This window comes from Salmonella sp. SAL03688 (assembly GCF_046551895.1).
Classification (GTDB): Bacteria; Pseudomonadota; Gammaproteobacteria; order Enterobacterales; family Enterobacteriaceae; genus Salmonella; species Salmonella enterica.
This window is the reverse complement of record NZ_JBGDVI010000001.1, coordinates 202993-226792: the sequence shown is the minus strand read 5'-3', so window position 1 is coordinate 226792 and position 23800 is coordinate 202993. Positions and strand designations below refer to the sequence as shown.

The following is a 23800-nucleotide window of genomic DNA, read 5'->3' as shown; positions in this document are numbered from 1 at the left end:
GGAATTAAGCGTTAAGGCGGTGATGGTGAATGGCGGCGGCAATCACCGGCTTTAAGCGGGTGAAGTCGTCCACGACGGGAACGGCGCGCGGCGCGGGCGCGGCGACGGGTTCCGGGAAGAGGCGGGTAATGGCGACGGACATGCCCCGGATGGCAAAGATCAGCAGGAACAGAAAGGCCAGTACGAACCCCATCCCTAAAAACATCAGGGTGAAACCTTCACCCAGTAGTACAGCTTCATTCATGAATCATTTTCCATAATGAGAGGCACGACGGTGACCTTGACGACAGCCTTCCTGGTGAATCCGGCTAAGGAGTAGAGTGGATTTCCCTTGGCCGCCTCTGGCTTTGGCCTCTACTTTTCTCCAGGTCGTTTGCGGCAAAGACACCGCCGTGCGTTTTTTTACACCATCATGCTGAACACGATGCTAGCGATAACCAGCACAATACCGCCGCCCAGACGAGAGGAAATTTGTGCATATGAAATGAGGTTCATACGGTTACAGGCGGAGAGCACTTCCAGATCGCCGGAGCCGCCGCGGTTGGCCATACAAAGACCCGCAGTAATGGATGATTCAATCGGGTAGAAGCCAATCAACCAGCCCCCGACAGCCGCGCCGACGACTGCGCCGACCACGATGATCGCGGCGATAACGACGTTCGCGAACGTCAGGGCATCGATGATCTCTTGCAGATCGGTGTAGCAAACACCCACACCGACCATCAGCACCCACAGCAGTTGTTTGGAGAAGAAGTCAGAAAGACGTTTCGCCCCGGCTTTAATCTCCGGTGAGCAAAGACCTGATGCGTTCAGCGCAGCAACAATCAGAACCATCCAGGCGAAGTAGTGAATAGAGACGCCGCCGATGCTTGGCAGAATTTTCTTGGCAACAACATAGGCCAGCAGGAAGCAGGTGGTGGATAACACCATGCCAACCGCCGTTTCACGATGGGTAATCTGACCGGCCTTTTCATCATCTTCGGTTTTGAAGGAAGCCTTACGAACCAACTCACCTTCACCGCTAAGCCAGGTGTATTTTTTGCCTATCATATCGAGGAGGGCGGCGAAAATAATGGCGAAGATATTCGCAATGGTCAGAATAGCAATAGCCGTTGAGTAATACTCTTCGCGAGAACGTCCGGTAACCGAGTGATAAATTTCAGACAGAGGCACGGCGCCCGCGCCGTTACCACCGCCCATAATCGGCAGAACGTACAGCATCATGATACGGTCGACCGGGATACCGAAGCACAGACCAATGACGATACCGAAAAGGGACGCGCCGACAATCCCGGCGAGGATGGTTGGGATATAGCCCAGCAGTGATTTTAACAGTAATTTACGGTTTACCGACAGGATCGCGCCTGTGATCAACACTGCGATAAACAGGTTAAGGAAGTTGCTTTTATCCATTACGTTGCTGATTGCATCAATTTCTTTCTGCGTAAATATGCCAGCATAGACAAAATAAGCTGCAACCAGAAATATCATAACCGGTGCGCCGCCAATATATTTATTGAAGATCGGTAAACGTTTGCCGATTTCACCAAAAATGGCCCCCATAACAAACATAAGAGCAAAACCACCGACTAAGTCAGTCGGTATAGCGTTATAGAAATGAGACAGTAATAAAGTAATTAATGCAAAAGCATAAAGCGGTAGCGGCATACCAAAGATTTTGAATCTGAGTAAATCGCTAGCCCCCTTTTTCTCCGTCGCCGAAGCCTGGGTCATGTTGGTCATAAACATTTTCCTGTGTATTGATGGGTAACAAGACCCGCGCATACTAATAAATTCAATGAACCGTGAGATGTGACTATCTTCACTGAATGGTTGTGTTTTTAATTAATTTAATTATTTTTATTAACTCTGGTTAATTAAGGAAATAAAGACCATAAAGCTTATAAAAGCAAGGGGGAAAGTGTGATGTCTATTCCAGACGAGTAATACAAACGCTGGCGAAATATGCGACGTTATTTGCTGACGGATGCAGAATAGAGTGAATCTAATATTTAAACGCATTTATTTGCAAAAGGATGTATTGCGTCGCGAGTCGGTCGCCATGTTTCTGGAGGGCGTGGGACTCGCCCTGGAAGACGATTGTGAAATCGCGGTATGCGCATATTGGCAGGGTGAGATAGTTGGATGCGGCTCGCTGGCCGGGAACGTACTGAAATGCATCGCTGTTTCCCCGGTTTTACAAGGGGAAGGGCTCAGCCTCAAATTGCTGACTGAGCTGCTTACATTGGCCTACGAGTTAAACCGCAGCGAGCTTTTCCTGTTCACTAAGCCGCAAAATCGGCTGCTGTTTTCTGGCGCGGGGTTTTGGCCCATTGCGCAGGCAGGTGAGCTGGTGGTGTTAATGGAGAACAGCAGTGAACGGTTAGCGCGCTTTTGTCGCCAACTGGCGCTTTATCGTCAACCGGGAAAAACGATCGGCGCCATCGTCATGAACGCCAATCCGTTTACATTGGGCCACCGTTATCTGGTGGAACAAGCAGCGGCGGCCTGTGACTGGCTGCATCTGTTTGTGGTCAAAGAAGATGCTTCATTTTTTTCCTATACCGACCGTTGGGCGCTGATCGAACAAGGAATCGCTGGTATTGACAACGTCACGTTGCATTCCGGCTCCGCTTATATGATCTCGCGTGCGACGTTTCCCGGCTATTTCCTCAAAGAAAAAGGGGTTGTGGACGACTGCCATTGCCAGATCGATCTGCAACTCTTCCGTGAACATTTGGCTCCAGCGCTGGGAATTACCCATCGTTTTGTCGGCAGTGAACCGTTTTGTCCTCTGACCTGTGCCTATAACCAGCGAATGCACGACATTTTACACGATCCGAAGCGCAGCGGCCCGGTTATTGAGGTCGTCGAGCTGGCGCGGGTGGAGAAAAACGGCGCGGCTATTTCCGCCTCTCGCGTCAGAAAACTGTATACCGAACGTAATTGGCCGGCGATAAGCGCGCTGGTGCCTGCTAGCACCCTGGCATATCTGCAGCGGCATGCCGCCAGACACACTGAAACCATATGACGTAACACCGTTAACAAGGAACATAACTAATGAAAATCATTAAAGATGCCCTGGCAGGCACGCTGGAATCCAGCGATGTGATGATCAGGATTGGTCCATCCAGCGAGCCAGGAATTCGGCTGGAGCTAGAGAGTCTGGTGAAGCAGCAGTTTGGCGCGGCGATTGAGCTGGTGGTTCGGGAAACGCTGGCGAAACTCGGTGTCGAACGCGCGCTGGTTAGCGTCGATGACAAAGGCGCGCTGGAGTGTATTTTACGCGCCCGAGTGCAGGCGGCGGCGCTGCGCGCTGCAGAACAAACGGAAATTCAATGGAGTGCGTTATGAAACCTCGTCGCAGTATGTTGTTTATCCCCGGCGCAAATGCGGCCATGTTGAGCACCTCGTTTGTCTACGGTGCGGACGCGGTGATGTTCGACTTAGAAGACGCCGTAGCGTTACGTGAGAAAGACACTGCCCGTCTTTTGGTTCATCACGCGCTTCAACATCCGTTCTATCAGGATGTTGAAAAAGTGGTGCGCATTAATCCACTGAACACGCCATTCGGTCTGGCCGATCTTGAGGCCGTCGTGCGTGGTGGCGTGGATATCGTGCGTCTGCCGAAAACCGACAGCAAAAACGATGTGCTGGAGCTGGAAGCGCAGGTCGAACGGATCGAACGTGAATGTGGACGCGAAGTCGGCAGTACCAGGCTGATGGCGGCGATCGAATCAGCGAAAGGCGTGGTCAATGCCGTCGACATCGCCACCTCTACACCACGCCTGGTGGCGATTGCGCTGGCAGCATTTGATTATGTGATGGATATGGGCACCTGCCGGGGCGATGGCACCGAGCTGTTCTACGCTCGCTGCGCAGTGCTGCACGCGGCGCGCGTTGCGGGTATTGCCGCCTATGATGTCGTTTGGTCGGATATCAATAATGAAGAAGGCTTCCTGAAGGAAGTGCAGTTGGCGAAAGGGCTTGGTTTTAACGGTAAGTCCTTAGTGAATCCACGTCAGATTGAGCTGTTACATCAGGCTTATTCTCCGACACGTAAAGAAGTTGAGCATGCGTACGAGGTGATTGCCGCCGCTGAAGAGGCTGCGTCTCGCGGTCTGGGCGTCGTTTCACTCAACGGCAAAATGATTGACGGCCCGATTATCGACCACGCGCGCAAAGTGGTGGCGCTGTCGGCTTCCGGTATTCGTGATTAAGGAAGGAACCATGAAAGAGACTGTAACCATGCTCAACCAGCAATATGTCGTACCGGAAGGATTACAGCCCTACCAGGGGGTAACAGCGAACAGCCCGTGGCTTGCCAGTGAAACGGAAAAGCGTCGGCGTAAAATTTGTGACTCGCTTGAAGAGGCTATCCGTCGTTCCGGGCTTAAAAATGGCATGACGATATCCTTCCACCATGCGTTTCGTGGTGGCGACAAAGTTGTCAATATGGTGATGGCGAAGCTGGCGGAAATGGGATTCCGCGATCTGACGCTTGCCTCCAGCTCATTAATTGATGCCCACTGGCCGCTTATCGAACACATTAAAAATGGCGTGGTGCGGCAGATTTACACCTCCGGACTGCGCGGCAAGTTAGGGGAAGAGATCTCCGCTGGCCTGATGGAAAACCCGGTACAGATCCACTCTCACGGCGGCCGCGTAAAACTAATTCAGAGCGGTGAGCTGAATATTGATGTCGCTTTCCTCGGCGTGCCGTGCTGCGATGAATTTGGTAATGCTAACGGCTTTAGCGGCAAGTCACGCTGCGGCTCTTTGGGGTATGCGCAGGTTGATGCGCAGTACGCTAAATGTGTGGTGCTCTTGACTGAAGAGTGGGTCGAGTTCCCCAATTATCCGGCCAGTATCGCGCAGGATCAGGTTGATTTGATCGTGCAAGTGGATGAGGTAGGGGATCCGGAAAAGATCACTGCGGGCGCGATTCGTCTGTCCAGCAACCCGCGTGAACTGTTGATCGCCCGGCAGGCGGCCAATGTGATCGAACACTCGGGCTATTTTTGTGACGGTTTCTCGCTGCAAACCGGTACCGGTGGTGCTTCTCTGGCGGTTAGTCGCTTCCTCGAAGACAAAATGCGTCGCCACAACATTACGGCGAGTTTTGGCCTGGGCGGGATCACCGGCACCATGGTGGATCTGCATGAGAAAGGATTGATCAAAGCGCTGCTGGATACGCAATCATTCGATGGCGATGCAGCCCGTTCGCTGGCGCAGAATCCACATCATATTGAAATCTCAACCAATCAATACGCGAACCCCGCCTCTAAAGGCGCGGCATGCGAACGCCTGAATGTGGTGATGCTGAGCGCACTGGAAATTGACGTGAATTTCAACGTTAACGTGATGACCGGTTCAAACGGCGTACTGCGTGGCGCATCGGGCGGCCATAGCGATACGGCAGCAGGGGCCGATCTCACCATTATTACTGCACCGCTGGTCCGTGGCCGAATTCCGTGCGTGGTGGAAAAAGTGCTGACTACCGTCACGCCAGGGGCAAGTGTTGATGTGCTGGTTACCGACCATGGTATTGCGGTGAACCCTGTACGTCAGGATCTGATTGATAATCTGCGTGCTGCGGGTGTGGCGCTGATGACCATCGAACAACTGCAACAGCGCGCTGAGCAACTGACCGGTAAACCGCAGCCGATTGAGTTTACCGATCGGGTGGTGGCTGTGGTGCGTTATCGCGACGGTTCAGTGATTGACGTGATTCGCCAGGTTAAAGGCTGATGAAGGGCACAGACCTGCTGTACCAGGGCCAGGCAGTTACGCTGGAGGAGATGCTACAAGCGCGCGATAAACGTGCCGCCAGGCAGCGTCAGGCGTTGAACTGCTATCGGCTACCGTTGATTTCCCTCACGCTGGTTGCACCGGGCGCCGTTAAAAACTCAGCGGTCTGGCGGCGTGTCGCCGATTACGCAATTGCCGAAATACTGGCGCTTTGCGAACAGAAGGAGTGGGTCAACGTCTGGGAAATGCAGGTAAATGAACGCAGCGGCCCGGAATGGATGGCAGCGGTCTGTGCGCCGGCAATGGCGTTGAAACAGCACATGTCGACACTAGAGATGAGCCATCCGTTAGGGCGGCTTTGGGACATCGACATTATTGATAGCGACGGTAAGTCGCTATCACGCCGTGAACTCGGGCATCCTGCCCGGCCATGTTTGATATGCCAGCAGGATGCTCATCTCTGTGCCCGGGGCAAGCATCACACCCTTGACCTTTTGTTGGATGAAATTGCACGAAGGATTGAATGCTATGAACGTGAGCGTTGTGACTGAACGGCGTACGCCAGCGTACTCATCGCTGGCGGCTGGCGAACTTAATGGGTTGGTTGCAAGAGCGCTGCTGACGGAAGCCAGGCTGACACCAAAACCCGGTCTGGTCGATATTCGTAATTCGGGAGCGCATAGGGATATGGATCTGGCGGCATTTGAACGTAGCACTACCGCCATTGCTCCATGGATGGAAAAGTTTTTTATCATGGGCAACAACACGGCGGCGCTGGCGGCAGAAAATGTCCTGGTGATGCTGCGTCCGCTGGGGATGGCCTGTGAGAACGATATGCTACAGGCGACCAATGGTGTGAATACCCATCGCGGGGCGATTTTCGCTTTTGGCCTGCTGAGCGCAGCGATTGGCCGACTTCTCGCGCGGGGAGAACCGTTGGAGCAAAATCGTATCTGCGACCAGGTTGCCCGCCTGAGTCGGAATATTGTTGCCCACGAGCTCTCAGCAAAAAAAGCGGGAAAACTGACAAAGAGTGAAACCCATTTCCAGTGTTATGGCCTGTCGGGCGCGCGGGGAGAAGCGGAAAGCGGTTTTCGAACCGTCAGAACGCAGGCTTTGCCGGTGTTTAACCGGGTCGTGCAGGAGCATGACGATACCCATCTTGCCCTGCTGCAAACATTGTTGCATCTGATGGCGTGGAATGATGATACCAATCTGGTGTCACGGGGAGGCCTGGAAGGGCTTTACTACGTGCAGCAGCAGGCACAAAAATTGTTGTGGCAAGGGGGCGTATTGGTTGAGGGGGGCATTGAAGCGATGCAGTCCCTCGATGATGAACTCATCCTGCGTAACTTAAGCCCTGGCGGTAGCGCGGATTTACTGGCAGTGACCTGGTTTTTAAGTCATTTTCCTGCCGGTTCCCTCTATCCTGAGTAAGTTTCTCTTCTTTCATTCTCTCCAGCAATGATTCATCCTGCGGGATGAATCATGTCTTTTACTGATATCGCTCCCTGTTTATCATTAATTTCTAATTATCGGCGATTTTAGATGGCGGCCTCCGGGCGCGCTGGTTACTCTGAAAACGGTTTACGCAATTTTTACAAAAGAGAATAGCTATGCATGAAGCACAAATCCGCGTCGCCATTGCCGGCGCCGGTGGCCGCATGGGACGGCAGTTAATCCAGGCCGCCATGGCGATGGAAGGTGTTCAGCTGGGTGCCGCGCTGGAGCGCGAAGGCTCTTCCTTGCTGGGCAGCGATGCTGGCGAACTGGCGGGGGCGGGAAAGTCCGGCGTGATCGTTCAAAGCAGCCTTGAGGCGGTAAAAGATGATTTTGACGTTTTCATCGATTTTACCCGTCCGGAAGGCACGTTGACGCATCTGGCGTTTTGCCGCCAGCATGGTAAAGGGATGGTGATTGGTACTACCGGCTTTGACGACGCCGGTAAACAGGCCATTCGCGAGGCGTCGCAAGAGATTGCGATCGTTTTCGCCGCAAACTTTAGCGTCGGCGTTAACGTCATGCTCAAGCTGCTGGAGAAAGCCGCGAAGGTAATGGGCGACTATAGCGATATTGAAATTATTGAAGCGCACCACCGCCATAAAGTGGATGCACCGTCGGGTACGGCGCTGGCAATGGGCGAGGCAATCGCCGGGGCGCTGGATAAAAATCTGAAGGACTGCGCGGTCTACTCGCGTGAAGGTTATACCGGCGAGCGCGTACCGGGCACGATTGGCTTTGCGACCGTACGCGCGGGCGACATCGTCGGCGAACATACCGCGATGTTTGCCGATATTGGCGAGCGCGTAGAGATTACGCATAAAGCTTCCAGCCGCATGACGTTTGCAAATGGCGCGCTGCGATCGGCGTTATGGCTAAAAACGAAGAAAAATGGGCTATTTGACATGCGGGATGTGCTGGGGCTGGATGTATTATAGCGACTAAATACCTTCGTGATGTGGTTGTGGTAATCAAGATTAATTGATTACAAAGGGCAATATATTATTGCCCTTTTGTTTTTTTGCCCCCCGGTTATTCGGTCAGATAAATAACGCCTTTCGCCATTCATGTTTCGACAGTTTCTTCGCCCACGACATGTTCTGACGTTGTTTTCGCGTTAAGAATAGTCAGTTTAAAGACATCCGGGCCAACGGCATCCATTTGCGTGACGTAATTGCCATTACGATAAATACGGTTAATTAGCCCTTCGGGCGCATCGGTACGGGTCATTACGTTCAACAGGAAAAAATTACTGCCTGAACTGACATTAGTCATATTCAGCCGCAGCGGCTTACCGTATGCAAAATGCACCTCGACCAGACTGATAAGACTGATATCCATCGGGGGGTAGTGCTGTTCCACGGGGGCGTTTTATCTCTTTTGTTTCAATAGGTTGGCTTTTTTATGCTGTAGTGAGGCTGGTTGTGGTCCAATCGTATGCGCTAGTCTTAAAGAAAAAGAAGCTGGATCTTTATATCGCGATTGTAATTGTTATTACATTGTATTAATTTGCTGTTTTTGTTGATTTTATAATGCATTTGATTTGTTTTTTATATTTTTAATATATTGATTTTTAAAATGTTTTTGTTGTTAATTTGCTTAATTTTGAATTTTTATGCATTTAATGGTGTTGATGACTATTAAATGAATTTTTATCGTTGTTTTTTGTTGTTTTAATGTGAAATTTGACCATTTGGTCCACTTTTTATCATGCCAGCCAGTTTTTTGCGAACTCAAGGAAGCGCAAGCGTTTTCTATCGTCACTTAGTTGATCTTTTTGCCTCTTAAACAGAATAACTCCCTTATAATGTGCAAAATAACATAAAAAATACCCTCTTTAAGTTGACTTTTATCCGGCTTAACTTCAGAATGCCGCCGTTTGCCAGAAATCCACGGGTAAGCAAATTTGCATTGCTTCATACTGACTGAATGAATTAATATGCAAATAAAGTGAGTGAATATTCTCTGGAGGGTGTTTTGATTAAGTCAGCGCTATTGGTTCTGGAAGACGGAACCCAGTTTCACGGTCGGGCCATTGGGGCAACGGGTTCGGCGGTTGGGGAAGTCGTTTTCAATACTTCAATGACCGGTTATCAAGAAATCCTCACTGATCCTTCCTATTCCCGCCAAATCGTCACTCTTACTTATCCCCATATTGGTAATGTCGGCACCAATGAAGCCGATGAAGAATCTTCTCAGGTTCATGCGCAAGGTTTAGTGATTCGCGATCTGCCGTTGATTGCCAGCAACTTCCGTAACACAGAAGACCTCTCTTCTTACCTCAAACGCCATAACATCGTGGCGATTGCCGATATCGATACCCGCAAGCTGACCCGACTGCTGCGTGAGAAAGGCGCACAGAACGGCTGCATCATTGCAGGCGATAGCCCGGATGCGAAGCTGGCGCTGGAAAAAGCGAAAGCATTTCCTGGACTGAACGGTATGGATCTGGCGAAAGAAGTGACCACGGCGGAAACCTACCGCTGGACGCAGGGTAGCTGGACGCTGAAAGACGGTTTACCGGAAGCGAAATCTGAGGATGACCTGCCGTTCCACGTGGTGGCCTACGATTTTGGCGCCAAGCGCAACATTCTACGTATGCTGGTGGATCGCGGCTGCCGCCTGACGGTGGTGCCAGCGCAGACCTCTGCTGAAGAGGTGCTGAAAATGAATCCGGACGGCATCTTCCTGTCGAACGGCCCTGGCGACCCGGCACCGTGCGACTACGCCATCGAGGCGATTGAGAAATTCCTCCAGACCGACATTCCTGTGTTCGGCATCTGTCTCGGCCATCAGCTGCTGGCGCTGGCGAGCGGTGCGAAGACCGTTAAGATGAAGTTCGGCCATCACGGCGGCAACCATCCGGTAAAAGATATGGACAGAAACGTGGTAATGATCACCGCGCAGAACCACGGCTTTGCGGTGGATGAAGACTCGCTGCCAGCCAACCTGCGCGTGACCCACAAGTCGCTGTTCGACGGCACCCTGCAGGGTATTCATCGTACCGACAAACCGGCGTTCAGCTTCCAGGGACACCCGGAGGCGAGCCCGGGCCCGCACGATGCGGCGCCGCTGTTCGACCACTTTATCGAGCTTATTGAGCAATACCGTCAGTCCGCGAAATAATCAGGAGTAATAAGAGCCATGCCAAAACGTACAGATATAAAAAGCATCCTGATTCTGGGCGCGGGCCCGATTGTTATCGGTCAGGCGTGTGAGTTTGACTACTCCGGCGCTCAGGCGTGTAAGGCCCTGCGCGAAGAGGGCTACCGCGTTATTCTGGTGAACTCCAACCCGGCCACCATCATGACCGACCCGGAAATGGCTGATGCCACCTACATCGAGCCGATTCACTGGGAAGTGGTACGCAAAATCATCGAAAAAGAGCGTCCGGATGCGGTGCTGCCGACCATGGGCGGCCAGACGGCGCTGAACTGCGCGCTGGAGCTGGAGCGGCAGGGCGTGCTCGAAGAGTTCGGCGTCACCATGATTGGTGCCACCGCCGACGCCATTGATAAAGCCGAAGACCGTCGTCGCTTCGATATCGCGATGAAGAAAATTGGTCTCGACACCGCGCGTTCCGGTATCGCGCACACTATGGAAGAAGCGCTGGCGGTTGCCGCTGACGTGGGCTTCCCGTGCATTATTCGTCCGTCCTTTACTATGGGTGGCACCGGCGGCGGTATCGCTTACAACCGTGAAGAGTTCGAAGAAATCTGCGAACGCGGTCTGGACCTCTCGCCAACCAACGAGCTGCTGATTGATGAATCGCTGATCGGCTGGAAAGAGTACGAGATGGAAGTGGTGCGTGATAAAAACGACAACTGCATCATCGTCTGTTCTATCGAAAACTTCGACGCAATGGGTATCCATACTGGGGACTCGATCACCGTGGCCCCGGCACAGACGCTGACCGACAAAGAATACCAAATCATGCGTAACGCCTCGATGGCGGTACTGCGTGAAATCGGCGTCGAAACCGGCGGTTCTAACGTCCAGTTCGCAGTGAACCCGAAAAACGGTCGTCTGATCGTTATCGAAATGAACCCGCGCGTCTCCCGCTCCTCGGCGCTGGCGTCGAAAGCCACCGGCTTCCCGATTGCCAAAGTGGCCGCCAAACTGGCGGTGGGTTACACCCTTGACGAGCTGATGAACGATATCACCGGCGGGCGTACGCCGGCGTCGTTTGAGCCGTCTATTGACTACGTTGTCACCAAAATTCCGCGCTTTAACTTCGAGAAATTTGCCGGTGCCAACGACCGTCTGACCACCCAGATGAAATCGGTTGGTGAAGTGATGGCGATTGGCCGCACGCAGCAGGAATCCCTGCAAAAAGCGCTGCGCGGCCTGGAAGTGGGCGCCACCGGTTTCGACCCGAAAGTCAGCCTCGACGACCCGGAAGCGCTGACCAAAATCCGCCGCGAGCTGAAAGATGCGGGCGCTGATCGTATCTGGTACATCGCCGATGCTTTCCGCGCAGGCTTGTCTGTGGATGGCGTGTTCAACCTGACCAACATTGACCGCTGGTTCCTGGTGCAAATTGAAGAGCTGGTGCGTCTGGAAGAGAAAGTCGCTGAAGTCGGGATTACTGGTCTCAACGCCGACTTCCTGCGTCAGCTCAAGCGTAAAGGTTTTGCCGATGCGCGTCTGGCGAAACTGGCGGGCGTGCGTGAAGCGGAAATCCGCAAGCTGCGTGACCAATACAACCTGCATCCGGTCTACAAGCGTGTGGATACCTGCGCGGCGGAATTCGCCACCGATACCGCCTACATGTACTCCACTTATGAAGATGAGTGCGAAGCGAACCCGTCCGTTGATCGCGATAAAATCATGGTCCTCGGCGGCGGCCCGAACCGTATCGGCCAGGGCATCGAGTTTGACTACTGCTGCGTCCATGCCTCGCTGGCGCTGCGCGAAGACGGTTATGAGACTATTATGGTCAACTGTAACCCGGAAACCGTCTCTACCGACTACGACACTTCCGACCGTCTGTACTTCGAGCCGGTGACGCTGGAAGACGTGCTGGAAATCGTGCGCATCGAGAAGCCGAAAGGCGTTATCGTGCAGTACGGCGGCCAGACTCCACTGAAGCTGGCGCGCGCGCTGGAAGCGGCAGGCGTGCCGGTTATCGGCACCAGCCCGGACGCCATCGACCGTGCGGAAGACCGTGAACGCTTCCAGCATGCGGTTGACCGTTTGAAGCTGAAGCAACCGGCCAACGCCACCGTCACCGCCATTGAACAGGCTGTCGAAAAAGCGAAAGAGATCGGCTACCCGCTGGTGGTACGTCCTTCTTACGTGCTGGGCGGTCGGGCGATGGAAATTGTCTATGACGAAGCCGATCTGCGTCGCTACTTCCAGACGGCGGTCAGCGTCTCTAACGATGCGCCGGTGCTGCTGGACCGCTTCCTTGATGACGCGGTTGAAGTGGACGTGGACGCTATCTGCGACGGCGAAATGGTGCTGATTGGCGGCATTATGGAGCACATTGAGCAGGCGGGCGTACACTCCGGCGACTCCGCCTGTTCCCTGCCGGCCTACACGCTGAGCCAGGAAATTCAGGACGTGATGCGCCAGCAGGTGCAGAAGCTGGCCTTCGAGTTGCAGGTGCGCGGCCTGATGAACGTGCAGTTTGCGGTCAAGGACAACGAAGTCTACCTGATTGAAGTCAACCCGCGTGCGGCGCGTACCGTACCGTTCGTCTCTAAAGCCACCGGCGTGCCGCTGGCGAAAGTGGCGGCGCGCGTGATGGCCGGCAAATCGCTGACCGAGCAGGGCGTGACCAAAGAAATTATCCCGCCGTACTACTCGGTGAAAGAAGTGGTGCTGCCGTTTAACAAATTCCCGGGCGTTGACCCGCTGTTAGGGCCAGAAATGCGCTCCACTGGGGAAGTGATGGGCGTCGGCCGTACCTTCGCGGAAGCGTTCGCTAAGGCGCAGCTGGGCAGTAACTCCACCATGAAGAAACAGGGCCGTGCGCTGCTCTCCGTCCGCGAAGGCGACAAAGAGCGCGTGGTGGATCTCGCCGCCAAGCTGCTGAAACAGGGCTTTGAGCTGGATGCCACCCACGGTACCGCGATTGTGCTGGGCGAAGCCGGTATCAACCCGCGTCTGGTGAACAAGGTGCACGAAGGTCGTCCGCACATTCAGGACCGTATCAAGAATGGCGAATATACCTACATCATCAACACCACCGCAGGCCGCCGCGCGATTGAAGACTCCAGGGTGATTCGCCGCAGCGCGCTGCAGTATAAAGTGCATTATGACACCACGCTGAACGGCGGTTTTGCCACGACGATGGCGCTCAATGCCGATGCCACCGAGAAGGTAACCTCGGTGCAGGAAATGCACGCGCAGATCAAAAAGTCGTAAACAAAGGGTCCGGCGGATATTGCTCTAACCGGACCTGTAATATAATGTTGAAAGGGTTTCTGTAAAGAAACCCTTTTTTTATCTTGCGTAAGGTCATTCCTGGAGAAGTCCGTTTCCGTAACCACATTTTCAATGTAATAAGCACGATATTGCTCACACTAATCAATATTTAAGTCGCATACTATCTTGCATATCCACAATTTTAATATGGCTTAGTTTTTATTAGTTTGGACAGGCCGTAGCCAGATTTTTAATTTGTGAAATGGTGTGCTTATGTGTGAAAAATATGTTGAAAGACCGCTTTATTTGTTAATTGCTGACTGGATGATGGCAGAGAACCGATGGATCACTGCCAGGGAGATTTCCCGTCAATTTGATATTGAACATTGCAAAGCAATTAATACGCTCTCCTATATTCTGTCAGAAGTGGGGGAAATTGTTTGTGAAGTGAAGATGATCCCTAACCAAATTGCAGGACGAGGCTGCCAGTGCCAGCGTCTGGTGAAAGTCGTGAGTATCGACTCTCAACTCTATCGCCGATTGAATCATAATTTGCAGGAAAGAAAAGTGAGCGTGGCGAAAGCGCCGCGGCTGTCTGCCGTTCCCCCCACAGAGCTAAACCGTGAGCAGAAATGGCAGATGATGCTCTCCAAGAGTATGCGTCGCTAATTGTCTGTTTAACCTGTTGGCGGGGTAAACGGTAATTGACGCGTAGGCCGGATAAGCGTGAGCGCATCCGGCATCAATTACTGTGCTGATTTTGGCTTCACGTCCGTCGTGCCTTTCAGGCGTGGCCGGTTTTCTTCGACCTGCGTTAACGGCTTCGTTTCAGATAACCCCGTTCGACAACGGACCGCAAGATCCTGATATTCTTTGGTATTGAGGCGTTTCCAGTGCAGCTCCTGGTCCGTAACCTGGCGTAGTACGCGCGCCGGTGATCCCACCAGCAGTTGCCTTGCCTCACCCTGAAATCCGGCTTTGACAAAACTCATGGCGGCGACAATGCTCTCTTCGCCAATCACTGCGCCGTCCATAATGACGCTATTCATGCCGACCAGGGCGTCCCGTCCCACCACGCAGCCATGTAGAATAGCGCCGTGGCCGATATGGCCGTTTTCATGCACGATGGTATCGGTATCGCAGTAGCCATGCATAATGCAGCCATCCTGCAGATTAGAGCCTGCCTCCAGGATCAGGCGACCATAATCCCCACGCAATGACGCGAGTGGGCCAATATAAACACCGGCGCCCACGATGACATCGCCAATCAGCACGGCGCTGGGATGGACAAACGCGTCCGGATGTACCACCGGGATCAGTCCTTCAAAGGCGTAATAGCTCATAGTTGTACCTCGGTTTTTTGCTGGATGGCGGCGTAAACACCTTATCCGGCCTACGGTTGCGCATGTGCTGTAGGCCGGATGAGCGAAGCGCCATCCGGCATAGTCACATTAACGACCTTTCCACACCGGATCGCGTTTTTCGGCAAATGCCTGCGGTCCTTCGAGCGCATCTTCTGAATGCAGTACCGACGGATAATGCTTCAGCACGCCGCTGCGGATGTAGCGGTAGCCTTCTTCTACCGGCATTTCGCTGGTCGCGCGATAAATCTCTTTCAGCGCCGCGATAGCCAGCGGGGCGCTATTGACCAGTTGTTGCGCCAGTTCGCGCGCGCTATCCATCAGTTCGCTCTGGCTGACAACGCGGTTCACGACTCCCCAACGCAGCGCTTCTTCGGCGCTCATTCGTCTGCCGGTCATTACCATTTCGTTGACGATAGCCGGTGGCAGCAGCTTAGGCAGACGCAATACGCCGCCGCTGTCAGGCACGATGCCGAGCTTTGCTTCCGGCAGCGCGAAACTGGCGTTTTCGGCGCAGACAATAAAGTCCGCCGCCAGCGCCAGCTCAAAACCGCCGCCAAACGCGTAGCCGTTCACCGCGGCGATAACCGGCTTATCGAGGTCAAATATTTCGGTTAAACCAGCAAAGCCGCCGGGACCAAAATCGGCATCCGGCGCTTCACCTTCCGCTGCCGCTTTTAAGTCCCAGCCAGCAGAAAAGAATTTCTCCCCGCCGCCGGTAATGATTGCTACGCGTAATTCCGGATCGTCACGGAAATTAAGAAAAGCTTCACCCATTGCAAAGCTGGTTTTGGCGTCAATGGCATTCGCTTTAGGTCGGTCGAGGGTAATTTCCAGGATCGGGCCGTTACGGGTCAGATGTAATGACTCACTCATAGTTCATCTCCAGATAAATAGTTTCCCGGCGGGAGGGATTCCTGCCGGAAGGTTTATTTCAGATTTTTTTTGATTATTTTTCCTGAACAGTTGCGTGGCAGGTCGGTTCTGATCTCCATAAAAGAGGGAACCTTGAATTTCGCCATATTGTTTTCGCAAAAGCTGAAAAACTCGGCTTCGCTTAATGTTTCACCTTCATTAAGGACGATAAACGCTTTAATGGCCTCATCACGGATCGCGTCTTTAATACCAACCACCACAATGTCCTGAATTTTCGGATGCGCAGAAATAATATTTTCCAGCTCGACGCAGGAGACATTTTCCCCGCCGCGTTTAATCATGTTGCAGCGTCTGTCGACAAAATAGAAATAGCCATCCTCATCCTGGTAACCCGAATCACCGGTATGTAACCAGCCCTCAGGTTCCAGCGCCCTGGCGGTTGCCTCCGGCTGCATGTAATACTCTTTGAAGATAGTCTTGCCGGGGATGCCTTTAATACAGATTTCGCCAATTTCTCCGGCGGGCAGCGGGCGATTTTGATCGTCGCGAATTTCAGCTTCATAGCTAAAACCCACGCGACCAATGGAAGGCCAGCGCCGTTTGTCTCCGGGACGGTCGCCAATAATTCCGACAATGGTTTCAGTCATACCATAAGAGGTCAGCAGCCTGACGCCAAAGCGTTCGGTAAAATCGTCTTTTTCCTGCTCGGATAAATTGAGATAGAACATCACTTCGCGCAGGTGATGCTGCCTGTCCGTTGGTGCGGCGGGCTGGACCATCAGCGTGCGGATCATCATCGGGATGCACTCGGTCACCGTCGCCTGATATTTACGTACCTGATCCCAGAAGGCCCTGGCGCTGTACTTCTCTAGCAGCACAAAGGTGCTGCCGGCGGAAAAGGCTGGCATTGCGGCGGTACACTGGCAGTCGATATGAAACGCGGGCATCACCGTCATGTACACGTCATCATCGCGCAGGGCGATTTGCCAGGCAGAGTAGTAGCCTGCAAAACGCAGGTTATAGTGGGTAATCACCACCCCTTTTGGACGCGAGGTGGTACCGGAGGTAAACAGAATTTCCGCCGTATCGTCAGTGGATAACACGGGCGTATAGCACAGCGTGGCCGACTGGCGTGCTTGCAGTTGGGAAAAGTGGCTCACGCCATCGTCAGCCGGAAGCTGCTCGCCAATCAGACAGATATGATTAAGCGGAGTGCTATTGTCCTGGCGTATTTCACGGTACATAGGATAAAACTGGGCGCTGGTAACCAGCAGGCTCGCCTGGCTGTTTTGCAGGATCCAGGCGCTTTCTTCGCCCAGTAAGCGGGCATTAATCGGCACCATAATGGCGCCGATTTTTGCCAGTCCAAACCAGCAAAAGATGAATTCCGGACAGTTATCCAGATGCAGCGCGACCCTATCACCCTTGCGGATCCCTAAGGAATAAAAAAGGTTCGCCGTGCGGTTAATCTCTTCATTGAGCGAAGCATAGCTAAACTGCCGAACGATTCCCTCACAGGATTCGAAAATTAACGCCGTTTTATCTCCGTACACCCCGGCCAGGTCGTCCCACATCTGACGTAAGTTTTGTCCGCCAACGATATCCATATTGCTTTATCCACTGAAATCAGGCGTGAGCGCTAACCGGAAAACCGATTAGCGCATCGCGTTTAATCCTCAACTTTGGCCAGGCCTTTGCCGACCAGTTCCTTAATATCTGCTTCGCTATAACCAATGTTTTTCAGAATGGCGGCGGTATCCATGCCGTGTGACGGCATGCCACGCCAGATTTTCCCCGGGTTGTTTTTAAATTTCGGCATGATGTTCGGCCCCTTACAGGTGCGGCCGTCCATTGTTTGCCACTGAGTAATCGATTCGCGGGCAACGTACTGCGGATTACCTTCCAGTTCCGGAATGGTGAGTACCTTCGCACAGGCGATATTCAGCTCAGCAAAACGCGCCTGAACGTCGGCGATGGTGTGTGTTGCCAGCCAGGCGTCCAGTTTCTCTTCGACGAGCGGGCCGTAAGGGCATTCCACGCGATGGATGAGCTGCGTGCCTTCCGGAACTTCCGGCGTACCGAGAATGTGGGCCAGGCCAATATCTTTAAAACACTCGTTGATTTGCGTGATGCCGACCAACTCCATGACGATGTAACCATCGGCGCATTTATACAGGCCGCAACCGGCGTAGTAGGGGTCTTTCCCTTTCGTCATACGTGGACAGATTTCGCCGCCGTTGAAGTAGTCCATCATGAAATACTGACCCATGCGCAGCATCACTTCGTACATGGCGATATCGATGCTTTCACCTTTACCCGTTTCGCGTACTTTGTGCAGGGCCGCCAGCGCGGCTGTCGTCGCGGTCATCCCGGAGAAGTAATCGGCGGTATACGGGAAGGCTGGCATCGGCTGATCAACGTCGCCGTTTTGGATCAGATAACCACTGAATGCCTGCGCGATGGTGTTATACGCCGGAAGATTGGTGTACTCCTCGGTACCAAACTGGCCGAAGCCGGAAAGGTGGGCGATAACCAGTTTCGGGTTATGTTCCCACAGCACTTCATCGGTAATACCGCGGCGGGCAAAGGCCGGACCTTTACTGGCTTCAATGAAAATATCGGTGGTTTCCATCAATTTCAGAAACGCTTCCCGACCTTCATCTTTGAAAATATTCAGCGACAGGGCGTGCAGGTTGCGGCGTGAGAGCTGCGGGTAGTTAGGCTGTACGCGGATGGTATCGGCCCATGCGACGTTTTCAATCCAGATAACCTCGGCGCCCCATTCGGCGAACATCTGTCCGGCGAATGGACCGGCGATTTCGATTCCTGAAAAAACAACGCGTACCCCAGCAAGCGGGCCAAAGGTTGGCATTGGTAAATGATTCATCATTTTTCTCCTGGCATTTTTTGCGGTATGTAGGCCGGATAAGCACAGCGCCATCCGGCATGATTGCCTGATGGCGACGCCCCGCGTCTTATCAGGCCTACAAGGGATCGATTAGCGGTATTGCTTGAGTACCGCACGACCCAACGTCAGGATCTGCATTTCGTCAGAACCACCAGAAACACGGTCAACGCGCAGGTCACGCCAGAAACGCGTGATGCGGTGGTTGCCCGCGATACCAACACCTCCCAGTACCTGCATGGCGGTGTCTACCACTTCAAACGCGGCGTTGGCGCAGAAGTATTTGCACATTGCCGCGTCGCCGGAGGTAATAGTGCCGTTATCTGCTTTCCACGCGGCTTCCAGCAGCATATTTTTCATGGAGTTCAGTTTGATCGCCATATGCGCAAACTTCTCCTGAATCAGCTGGAAACGGCCAATAGCTTCACCAAACTGCACGCGCTGATTCGCGTAACGCGCAGCGTCTTCAAAAGCGCACATTGCGGTACCGTAGTTGGTCAGCGCGACGAGGAAGCGCTCATGGTCAAACTCTTCTTTCACGCGGTTGAAGCCGTTACCTTCCCGACCGAACATGTCTTTTTCGTCCAGTTCAACGTCGTCAAAGGTGATTTCACAGCAGCTATCCATGCGCAGACCGAGTTTCTCCAGTTTGTTGACCTTGATACCTGCTTTGCTCATGTCCACAAACCACTCGGTGTAAACCGGTTTATCCGGCGATGCACCGTCTCTCGCCATGACCACGATGTACGGGGTATAGGCGCTACTGGTGATAAAGCACTTACTGCCATTGAGATAAACCTTACCATTTTTGCGTGTATAAGTGGTTTTCAGACTACCAACATCCGATCCCGCTCCCGGTTCAGTGATAGCAGAGTTCCACATCTGCTTACCGGTGCCCCGGAACGCCATGATTTTATCAATTTGCTCCTGAGTTCCTTCACGCAGGAAAGTGTTAAAACCTCCCGGCAATTGGTACAACACGTAAGTTGGTGCGCCAAGACGTCCCAGCTCCATCCAGACGGCGGCGACGGTAACAAAACCCGCTTCCAGACCGCCGTGTTCCTCCGGGATCAGCAGGCTATCAATACCCATATCCGCCAGCGCTTTTACAAAACGCTCAGGGTAGACGCTGTCACGATCGCACTCGGCAAAATAAGCTTCCCAGTTCTCACTGGCCATCAGTTCGCGAATACCGGCGACAAACAGCTCCTGTTCGTCATTTAAGTTGAAATCCATCTTTCAGCCTCTTGATCAATTGGGTTAATAAGAATTACTTGTCTTTCCAGTGCACTTTGGCGTCTTTAATAAAGGACAGCGTCACCATAATGTTGACGAAGAACAGCGGACATCCTCCGGCGATAATCGCGGTCTGAATCGGCTTCAACCCACCCAGCGCCAGCAGAACGATACCGATGATGCCGACCAGCACTGACCAGCCGATACGCACTAACAGAGGCGGCTCTTCACCATCGCGAACTTCGCGACAGGTCGACATCGCCAGGGTGTAAGAGCAGGCGTTAATCAGCGTGACGGTGGCAATAAAGCAGAGGATGAAGAAGCCCCACATGGTGGCGGTGCTCAGCGGCAAGGCGGCCCAGGTTTCGATAATGGCGCGCGCCACGCCGTGTTGCTCAATGAGTTGCGGAATGTTGAGGATGTTTTTATCCATCAGCAGCAGCGTGTTGCTGCCAAGGACTGTCCACAGGATCCAGGTAGACGCGGTCAGACCCATCACCATCCCGAAGCACAGTTCACGTACGGTACGACCACGGGAAATACGGGCCAGGAAGATACTCATCTGGATGGCGTAAATAACCCACCACGCCCAGTAGAAAACAGTCCAGCCCTGTGGGAAGCCGCCTTTACCGATGGCGTCGGTATAGAATAGCATCCGTGGCAGGTGCATTAACAGCATCCCGACGGAGTCGGTGAAGTAGTTCATGATGAAGCTGGCGCCGCTGACGATAAACACCCAGCCGAGCATCAGGAAGCTCAGGTAGCTACGCACATCGCTGGCGATTCTGACCCCTTTTTGCAGGCCGCAGGCCACGCAAATCGCGTTCAGAATGATCCAGCAGGTAATGATGATGGCGTCGAGTTGCAGCGTATGCGGAATACCGAACAGCCATTGCATACACTCGGTGACCAGCGGGGTAGCCAGACCGAGGCTGGTGCCCATCGCGAAGATCAGCGCCACCAGGTAGAAGTTATCGACGATGGTACCGAACAGCCCTTTCGCATGCTTTTCACCGACGAGCGGTACCAGCGTGGAGCTGGGGCGGATGACATCCATCTTGCGTACAAAGAAGAAGTAGGCGAAGGCCACGGAAAGGAAGCTATAGGTTGCCCACGGCAGCGGCCCCCAGTGGAACAGGCTGTACGCCAGGCCTATCTCTTTCGCGCCCGTGGAATTGGGTTCCAGGCCGAACGGCGGGGTGGAAATATAGTAGTAGATCTCAATAGAGCCCCAGAACAGAACCGCAGCGGATGTACAGGAGGCGAACATCATGAAAATCCAGCTGGCGGTGCTAAACTCCGGTTTTTCGTCACCTAATCTCTTTTTGGCATAGGGGCCAAAAACCAGCCAGAACCAGCCGAAGAGCATGACGACCATATACCATTCAAATGCCCAACCCCAGACGTTGGTGACATAACTGAATACCGCATTAATAACGACGTTAGCGGCATCAAGATCTCTGACTGTTAGCCAGCAAAGTATCCCGACAATTATTAATGGCGGAAAAAAAACCTTCGGTTCAATTCCCGATTTTTTCTTTTCATTTTTCATAAGTGAATTCCAGTGTGAAAACGAAATTTATTTAGCGTGCCAGTCCATGAACGTTTGTTTATTTATTATTAATGATTTGTTGATAAGTTTTTAACCTCTGGGACGCCTCAATGAGTAACTCATGATGGGTATTCACTTCGGGTGATTCTGTTATCTGTGTCACACTTTTTTGCGTTGATTATTTTGTGTCTAAATTTTGATTTTTGCTTTATTTATCAATTGGTTGGTTGTGGTTTTTTAACTTTTTTAAGTATCTGACGTTCAATATTGTTGAGCCAGCAAACAATATTGAAAATTTTCATATTTGGCATATTTCTTTCAATATTGGTGAGGTGCGTAACACTATTGAAAGTTACGAATATCAATGTGTGACATTTTCAATATTGGTGATTAAGGTTTTATTTCCGAATTAAAGAGCGTGATATCTGTATTTAACACCGCCGATATAAATACGTTTCCTTCATGATTTCTGGAGATGCAATGAAGATAATTACTTGCTACAAATGCGTACCTGATGAGCAGGATATTGCGATTAATAATGCTGACGGAACACTCGATTTCAGCAAAGCGGATAGCAAAATCAGCCAATATGATCTGAATGCAATTGAAGCTGCTTGCCAGTTAAAACAGCAGTTGGGAGACGTTCAGGTTGTCGCCATGAGCGTTGGCGGCAAAGCGCTGACTAATGCAAAAGGGCGCAAAGATGTCCTCTCTCGTGGTCCTGATGAACTGATTGTGGTCATTGACGATCAATTTGAGCAGGCGCTGCCGCAACAAACTGCCAGCGCGCTGGCCGCCGCGGCGCAAAAATCAGGTTTCGATCTGCTTATCTGCGGCGACGGTTCTTCCGATCTTTATGCTCAGCAGGTTGGTTTGCTGGTGGGCGAAGCGCTGAACATTCCGGCGATTAACGGCGTGAGTAAAATCCTCTCTCTTACCGACAGCACATTGACAGTAGAACGCGAACTGGAAGATGAAGTTGAAACGCTGAGCATCCCGCTCCCGGCGGTGATCGCGGTTTCCACCGACATTAACACCCCACAAATCCCTTCGATGAAAGCCATTCTTGGCGCGGCGAAAAAACCGGTTCAGGTCTGGTCGCCTGCGGATATCGGGCTGAACAGCGTACCCGCGTATTCCGCACAACAGGTTGCCGCACCGAAGCAGCGCGAGCGTCAGCGTGTGGTGATTGAAGGTGACGGTGAAGAACAAATCGCCGCGTTTGTCGAGAATCTGCGCAAAATCATTTAATTATCAGGGGATGTTATGAACAAATTTTCCAGTGTCTGGGTATTCAGCGATACCCCTTCTCGTCTGCCCGAACTGATGAGTGGCGCGCAGGCTGTAGGTGAAAAAGTTAACGCGTTCGTACTGAACGAAGCAGACAGCGCGACAGCATGTCATTTGGGCGCGGATCATGTCTGGCTGCTCAGCGGCAAACCAGAAGACCGCATGATCGAAGACTACGCTGCTGCGATGGCTGAGACTATTCGTCAGCATAGCGAGGGCGGCGCGGTGCTGCTGCCGAATACGCGTCGGGGCAAGCTGTTGGCGGCAAAGCTGGGCTATCGCTTGTCGGCTGCGGTTTCCAACGATGCCAGCGAAGTCGCCCTGCAGGATGGAAAAGCGGCGGTTAAACATATGGTCTACGGCGGTCTGGCGATAGGGGCAGAAACCATCGCTTCGCCGTTTGCCGTGATCACGCTCAGCAGCGGAACGTTTGACGCACAACAACCGGATGCATCTCGCAGCGGCGAGATGCATACCGTGCAGTGGCAGGCTCCGGCCATTACCGTGACCCGCACCGCAACCCAGGCGCGTCAGAGCAACAGCGTTGACCTCGACAAAGCGCGTCTGGTGGTCAGCGTGGGACGCGGCATCGGCAGCAAAGAGAATATCTCGCTGGCCGAAGCGCTGTGCCAGACGATTGGCGCCGAGCTAGCCTGCTCTCGCCCGGTGGCGGAAAACGAGAAGTGGATGGAGCACGAGCGCTACGTCGGTATCTCCAACCTGATGCTCAAGCCTGAGCTGTATCTGGCGGTGGGGATCTCCGGGCAGATCCAACACATGGTTGGTGCCAACGGCGCGCAGACGATTTTCGCCATCAACAAAGATAAAAACGCGCCAATCTTCCAGTATGCAGATTTTGGCATCGTTGGCGATGCGCTGAAGATCCTGCCTGCGCTGACGGCTGCCTTAGCGCGATAAACCATTTCGGGCAGGATGCGAAGGTATCCTGCCGCTGAC

At 52.9% G+C, this 23800-nt stretch carries 21 protein-coding genes; 12 read left to right on the top strand and 9 right to left on the bottom strand.

Features of this window, described 5'->3' with window-relative positions:
• Positions 1–4 precede the first annotated feature (4 nt).
• Together ACLJR2_RS01005 and citS are read right to left on the bottom strand one after the other, a co-directional pair.
• Positions 5–244: an oxaloacetate decarboxylase subunit gamma gene (locus ACLJR2_RS01005; RefSeq protein WP_001001146.1), complete on the bottom strand. Its 240-nt coding sequence runs from the start codon at positions 242–244 to the stop codon at positions 5–7.
• Between the two features lie 158 nt (positions 245–402).
• A complete protein-coding gene (gene citS, locus ACLJR2_RS01000) occupies positions 403–1743 on the bottom strand; it encodes a citrate/sodium symporter CitS (protein WP_000183603.1) in 1341 nt (446 codons plus the stop codon).
• A gap of 244 nt (positions 1744–1987) precedes the next feature.
• Here citS and citC point away from each other — a divergent pair, with 244 nt between their 5' ends.
• The 7 genes from citC (at position 1988) to dapB (ending at position 8189) form a co-directional block, all read left to right on the top strand.
• The gene (gene citC / locus ACLJR2_RS00995; protein ID WP_001181451.1) at positions 1988–3031 is read left to right on the top strand and encodes a [citrate (pro-3S)-lyase] ligase; all 1044 of its coding nucleotides are present in this window, start codon (positions 1988–1990) and stop codon (positions 3029–3031) included.
• 29 nt (positions 3032–3060) lie between these two features.
• A complete protein-coding gene (gene citD, locus ACLJR2_RS00990; protein WP_000691460.1) occupies positions 3061–3354 on the top strand; it encodes a citrate lyase acyl carrier protein in 294 nt (97 codons plus the stop codon).
• Complete coding sequence (gene citE / locus ACLJR2_RS00985) at positions 3351–4220, top strand: citrate (pro-3S)-lyase subunit beta (protein WP_000804559.1); 870 nt, start codon at positions 3351–3353, stop codon at positions 4218–4220. Before citD ends, citE begins: the two co-directional genes overlap by 4 nt.
• 10 nt (positions 4221–4230) lie before the next feature.
• Positions 4231–5751, top strand: a complete 1521-nt coding sequence (gene citF / locus ACLJR2_RS00980) for a citrate lyase subunit alpha (protein ID WP_000665569.1) — start codon at positions 4231–4233, stop codon at positions 5749–5751.
• The gene (gene citX, locus ACLJR2_RS00975; RefSeq protein ID WP_000679050.1) at positions 5751–6302 is read left to right on the top strand and encodes a citrate lyase holo-[acyl-carrier protein] synthase; all 552 of its coding nucleotides are present in this window, start codon (positions 5751–5753) and stop codon (positions 6300–6302) included. The genes citF and citX overlap by 1 nt, the downstream gene beginning before the upstream one ends.
• A complete protein-coding gene (gene citG / locus ACLJR2_RS00970) occupies positions 6280–7188 on the top strand; it encodes a triphosphoribosyl-dephospho-CoA synthase CitG (protein WP_001103238.1) in 909 nt (302 codons plus the stop codon). Before citX ends, citG begins: the two co-directional genes overlap by 23 nt.
• Positions 7189–7367: 179 nt before the next feature.
• Complete coding sequence (gene dapB / locus ACLJR2_RS00965) at positions 7368–8189, top strand: 4-hydroxy-tetrahydrodipicolinate reductase (protein WP_000544032.1); 822 nt, start codon at positions 7368–7370, stop codon at positions 8187–8189.
• A gap of 127 nt (positions 8190–8316) precedes the next feature.
• On the opposite strand, the gene ACLJR2_RS00960 is transcribed toward dapB, so the two are convergent.
• Positions 8317–8592: a hypothetical protein gene (locus ACLJR2_RS00960; RefSeq protein ID WP_001534402.1), complete on the bottom strand. Its 276-nt coding sequence runs from the start codon at positions 8590–8592 to the stop codon at positions 8317–8319.
• Positions 8593–9228: 636 nt separating this feature from the next.
• Here ACLJR2_RS00960 and carA point away from each other — a divergent pair.
• From carA to caiF, 3 genes are all read left to right on the top strand, one after another.
• Positions 9229–10377: a glutamine-hydrolyzing carbamoyl-phosphate synthase small subunit gene (gene carA, locus ACLJR2_RS00955; protein ID WP_000597272.1), complete on the top strand. Its 1149-nt coding sequence runs from the start codon at positions 9229–9231 to the stop codon at positions 10375–10377.
• Positions 10378–10395: 18 nt separating this feature from the next.
• Positions 10396–13623 carry a carbamoyl-phosphate synthase large subunit gene (carB, locus tag ACLJR2_RS00950; protein ID WP_001126316.1) on the top strand — a complete coding sequence of 1076 codons (3228 nt, stop codon included), beginning with the start codon at positions 10396–10398 and terminating at the stop codon, positions 13621–13623.
• 273 nt (positions 13624–13896) lie between these two features.
• Complete coding sequence (gene caiF, locus ACLJR2_RS00945; RefSeq protein ID WP_000333324.1) at positions 13897–14292, top strand: carnitine metabolism transcriptional regulator CaiF; 396 nt, start codon at positions 13897–13899, stop codon at positions 14290–14292.
• Between the two features lie 77 nt (positions 14293–14369).
• Here the strand turns inward: caiF and caiE are convergent, their stop codons facing one another.
• The 6 genes from caiE to caiT all read right to left on the bottom strand — a co-directional run bounded on the left by caiE (position 14370) and on the right by caiT (position 21553).
• The gene (gene caiE, locus ACLJR2_RS00940) at positions 14370–14966 is read right to left on the bottom strand and encodes a carnitine operon protein CaiE (protein ID WP_000122864.1); all 597 of its coding nucleotides are present in this window, start codon (positions 14964–14966) and stop codon (positions 14370–14372) included.
• A 108-nt stretch (positions 14967–15074) separates the two neighbouring features.
• Positions 15075–15860, bottom strand: a complete 786-nt coding sequence (gene caiD, locus ACLJR2_RS00935) for a crotonobetainyl-CoA hydratase (protein WP_000004383.1) — start codon at positions 15858–15860, stop codon at positions 15075–15077.
• 53 nt (positions 15861–15913) lie between these two features.
• Complete coding sequence (gene caiC / locus ACLJR2_RS00930; protein ID WP_000355797.1) at positions 15914–17467, bottom strand: crotonobetaine/carnitine-CoA ligase; 1554 nt, start codon at positions 17465–17467, stop codon at positions 15914–15916.
• Between the two features lie 62 nt (positions 17468–17529).
• Positions 17530–18747: an L-carnitine CoA-transferase gene (caiB, locus tag ACLJR2_RS00925; RefSeq protein WP_001016207.1), complete on the bottom strand. Its 1218-nt coding sequence runs from the start codon at positions 18745–18747 to the stop codon at positions 17530–17532.
• Positions 18748–18858: 111 nt separating this feature from the next.
• Positions 18859–20001 carry a crotonobetainyl-CoA dehydrogenase gene (caiA, locus tag ACLJR2_RS00920; protein ID WP_000347134.1) on the bottom strand — a complete coding sequence of 381 codons (1143 nt, stop codon included), beginning with the start codon at positions 19999–20001 and terminating at the stop codon, positions 18859–18861.
• 34 nt (positions 20002–20035) lie between these two features.
• Entirely contained in the window at positions 20036–21553 is a 1518-nt protein-coding gene (gene caiT, locus ACLJR2_RS00915) for an L-carnitine/gamma-butyrobetaine antiporter (protein WP_000787073.1), read from the bottom strand.
• 480 nt (positions 21554–22033) lie between these two features.
• Here caiT and ACLJR2_RS00910 point away from each other — a divergent pair, with 480 nt between their 5' ends.
• Both ACLJR2_RS00910 and ACLJR2_RS00905 read left to right on the top strand, forming a co-directional pair.
• Positions 22034–22804 carry an electron transfer flavoprotein FixA gene (locus ACLJR2_RS00910; RefSeq protein ID WP_000692197.1) on the top strand — a complete coding sequence of 257 codons (771 nt, stop codon included), beginning with the start codon at positions 22034–22036 and terminating at the stop codon, positions 22802–22804.
• A 15-nt stretch (positions 22805–22819) separates the two neighbouring features.
• Complete coding sequence (locus tag ACLJR2_RS00905) at positions 22820–23761, top strand: electron transfer flavoprotein subunit alpha/FixB family protein (RefSeq protein WP_001032197.1); 942 nt, start codon at positions 22820–22822, stop codon at positions 23759–23761.
• Positions 23762–23800: the final 39 nt, after the last annotated feature.

Bases quoted from the DNA above. Each gene is read 5' to 3' on its own strand.
- dapB (WP_000544032.1), top strand. From the start codon at position 7,368: ATGCATGAAGCACAAATCCGCGTCGCCATTGCCGGCGCCGGTGGCCGC.
- carB (WP_001126316.1), top strand. From the start codon at position 10,396: ATGCCAAAACGTACAGATATAAAAAGCATCCTGATTCTGGGCGCGGGC.
- caiC (WP_000355797.1), bottom strand. From the start codon at position 17,467: ATGGATATCGTTGGCGGACAAAACTTACGTCAGATGTGGGACGACCTG.
- caiD (WP_000004383.1), bottom strand. From the start codon at position 15,860: ATGAGTGAGTCATTACATCTGACCCGTAACGGCCCGATCCTGGAAATT.
- citS (WP_000183603.1), bottom strand. From the start codon at position 1,743: ATGACCAACATGACCCAGGCTTCGGCGACGGAGAAAAAGGGGGCTAGC.
- citD (WP_000691460.1), top strand. From the start codon at position 3,061: ATGAAAATCATTAAAGATGCCCTGGCAGGCACGCTGGAATCCAGCGAT.
- caiE (WP_000122864.1), bottom strand. From the start codon at position 14,966: ATGAGCTATTACGCCTTTGAAGGACTGATCCCGGTGGTACATCCGGAC.
- caiB (WP_001016207.1), bottom strand. From the start codon at position 18,747: ATGAATCATTTACCAATGCCAACCTTTGGCCCGCTTGCTGGGGTACGC.
- citC (WP_001181451.1), top strand. From the start codon at position 1,988: ATGCAGAATAGAGTGAATCTAATATTTAAACGCATTTATTTGCAAAAG.
- caiT (WP_000787073.1), bottom strand. From the start codon at position 21,553: ATGAAAAATGAAAAGAAAAAATCGGGAATTGAACCGAAGGTTTTTTTT.
- citX (WP_000679050.1), top strand. From the start codon at position 5,751: ATGAAGGGCACAGACCTGCTGTACCAGGGCCAGGCAGTTACGCTGGAG.
- ACLJR2_RS01005 (WP_001001146.1), bottom strand. From the start codon at position 244: ATGAATGAAGCTGTACTACTGGGTGAAGGTTTCACCCTGATGTTTTTA.
- citG (WP_001103238.1), top strand. From the start codon at position 6,280: ATGAACGTGAGCGTTGTGACTGAACGGCGTACGCCAGCGTACTCATCG.
- ACLJR2_RS00905 (WP_001032197.1), top strand. From the start codon at position 22,820: ATGAACAAATTTTCCAGTGTCTGGGTATTCAGCGATACCCCTTCTCGT.
- citE (WP_000804559.1), top strand. From the start codon at position 3,351: ATGAAACCTCGTCGCAGTATGTTGTTTATCCCCGGCGCAAATGCGGCC.
- caiF (WP_000333324.1), top strand. From the start codon at position 13,897: ATGTGTGAAAAATATGTTGAAAGACCGCTTTATTTGTTAATTGCTGAC.
- ACLJR2_RS00960 (WP_001534402.1), bottom strand. From the start codon at position 8,592: ATGGATATCAGTCTTATCAGTCTGGTCGAGGTGCATTTTGCATACGGT.
- citF (WP_000665569.1), top strand. From the start codon at position 4,231: ATGAAAGAGACTGTAACCATGCTCAACCAGCAATATGTCGTACCGGAA.
- ACLJR2_RS00910 (WP_000692197.1), top strand. From the start codon at position 22,034: ATGAAGATAATTACTTGCTACAAATGCGTACCTGATGAGCAGGATATT.
- caiA (WP_000347134.1), bottom strand. From the start codon at position 20,001: ATGGATTTCAACTTAAATGACGAACAGGAGCTGTTTGTCGCCGGTATT.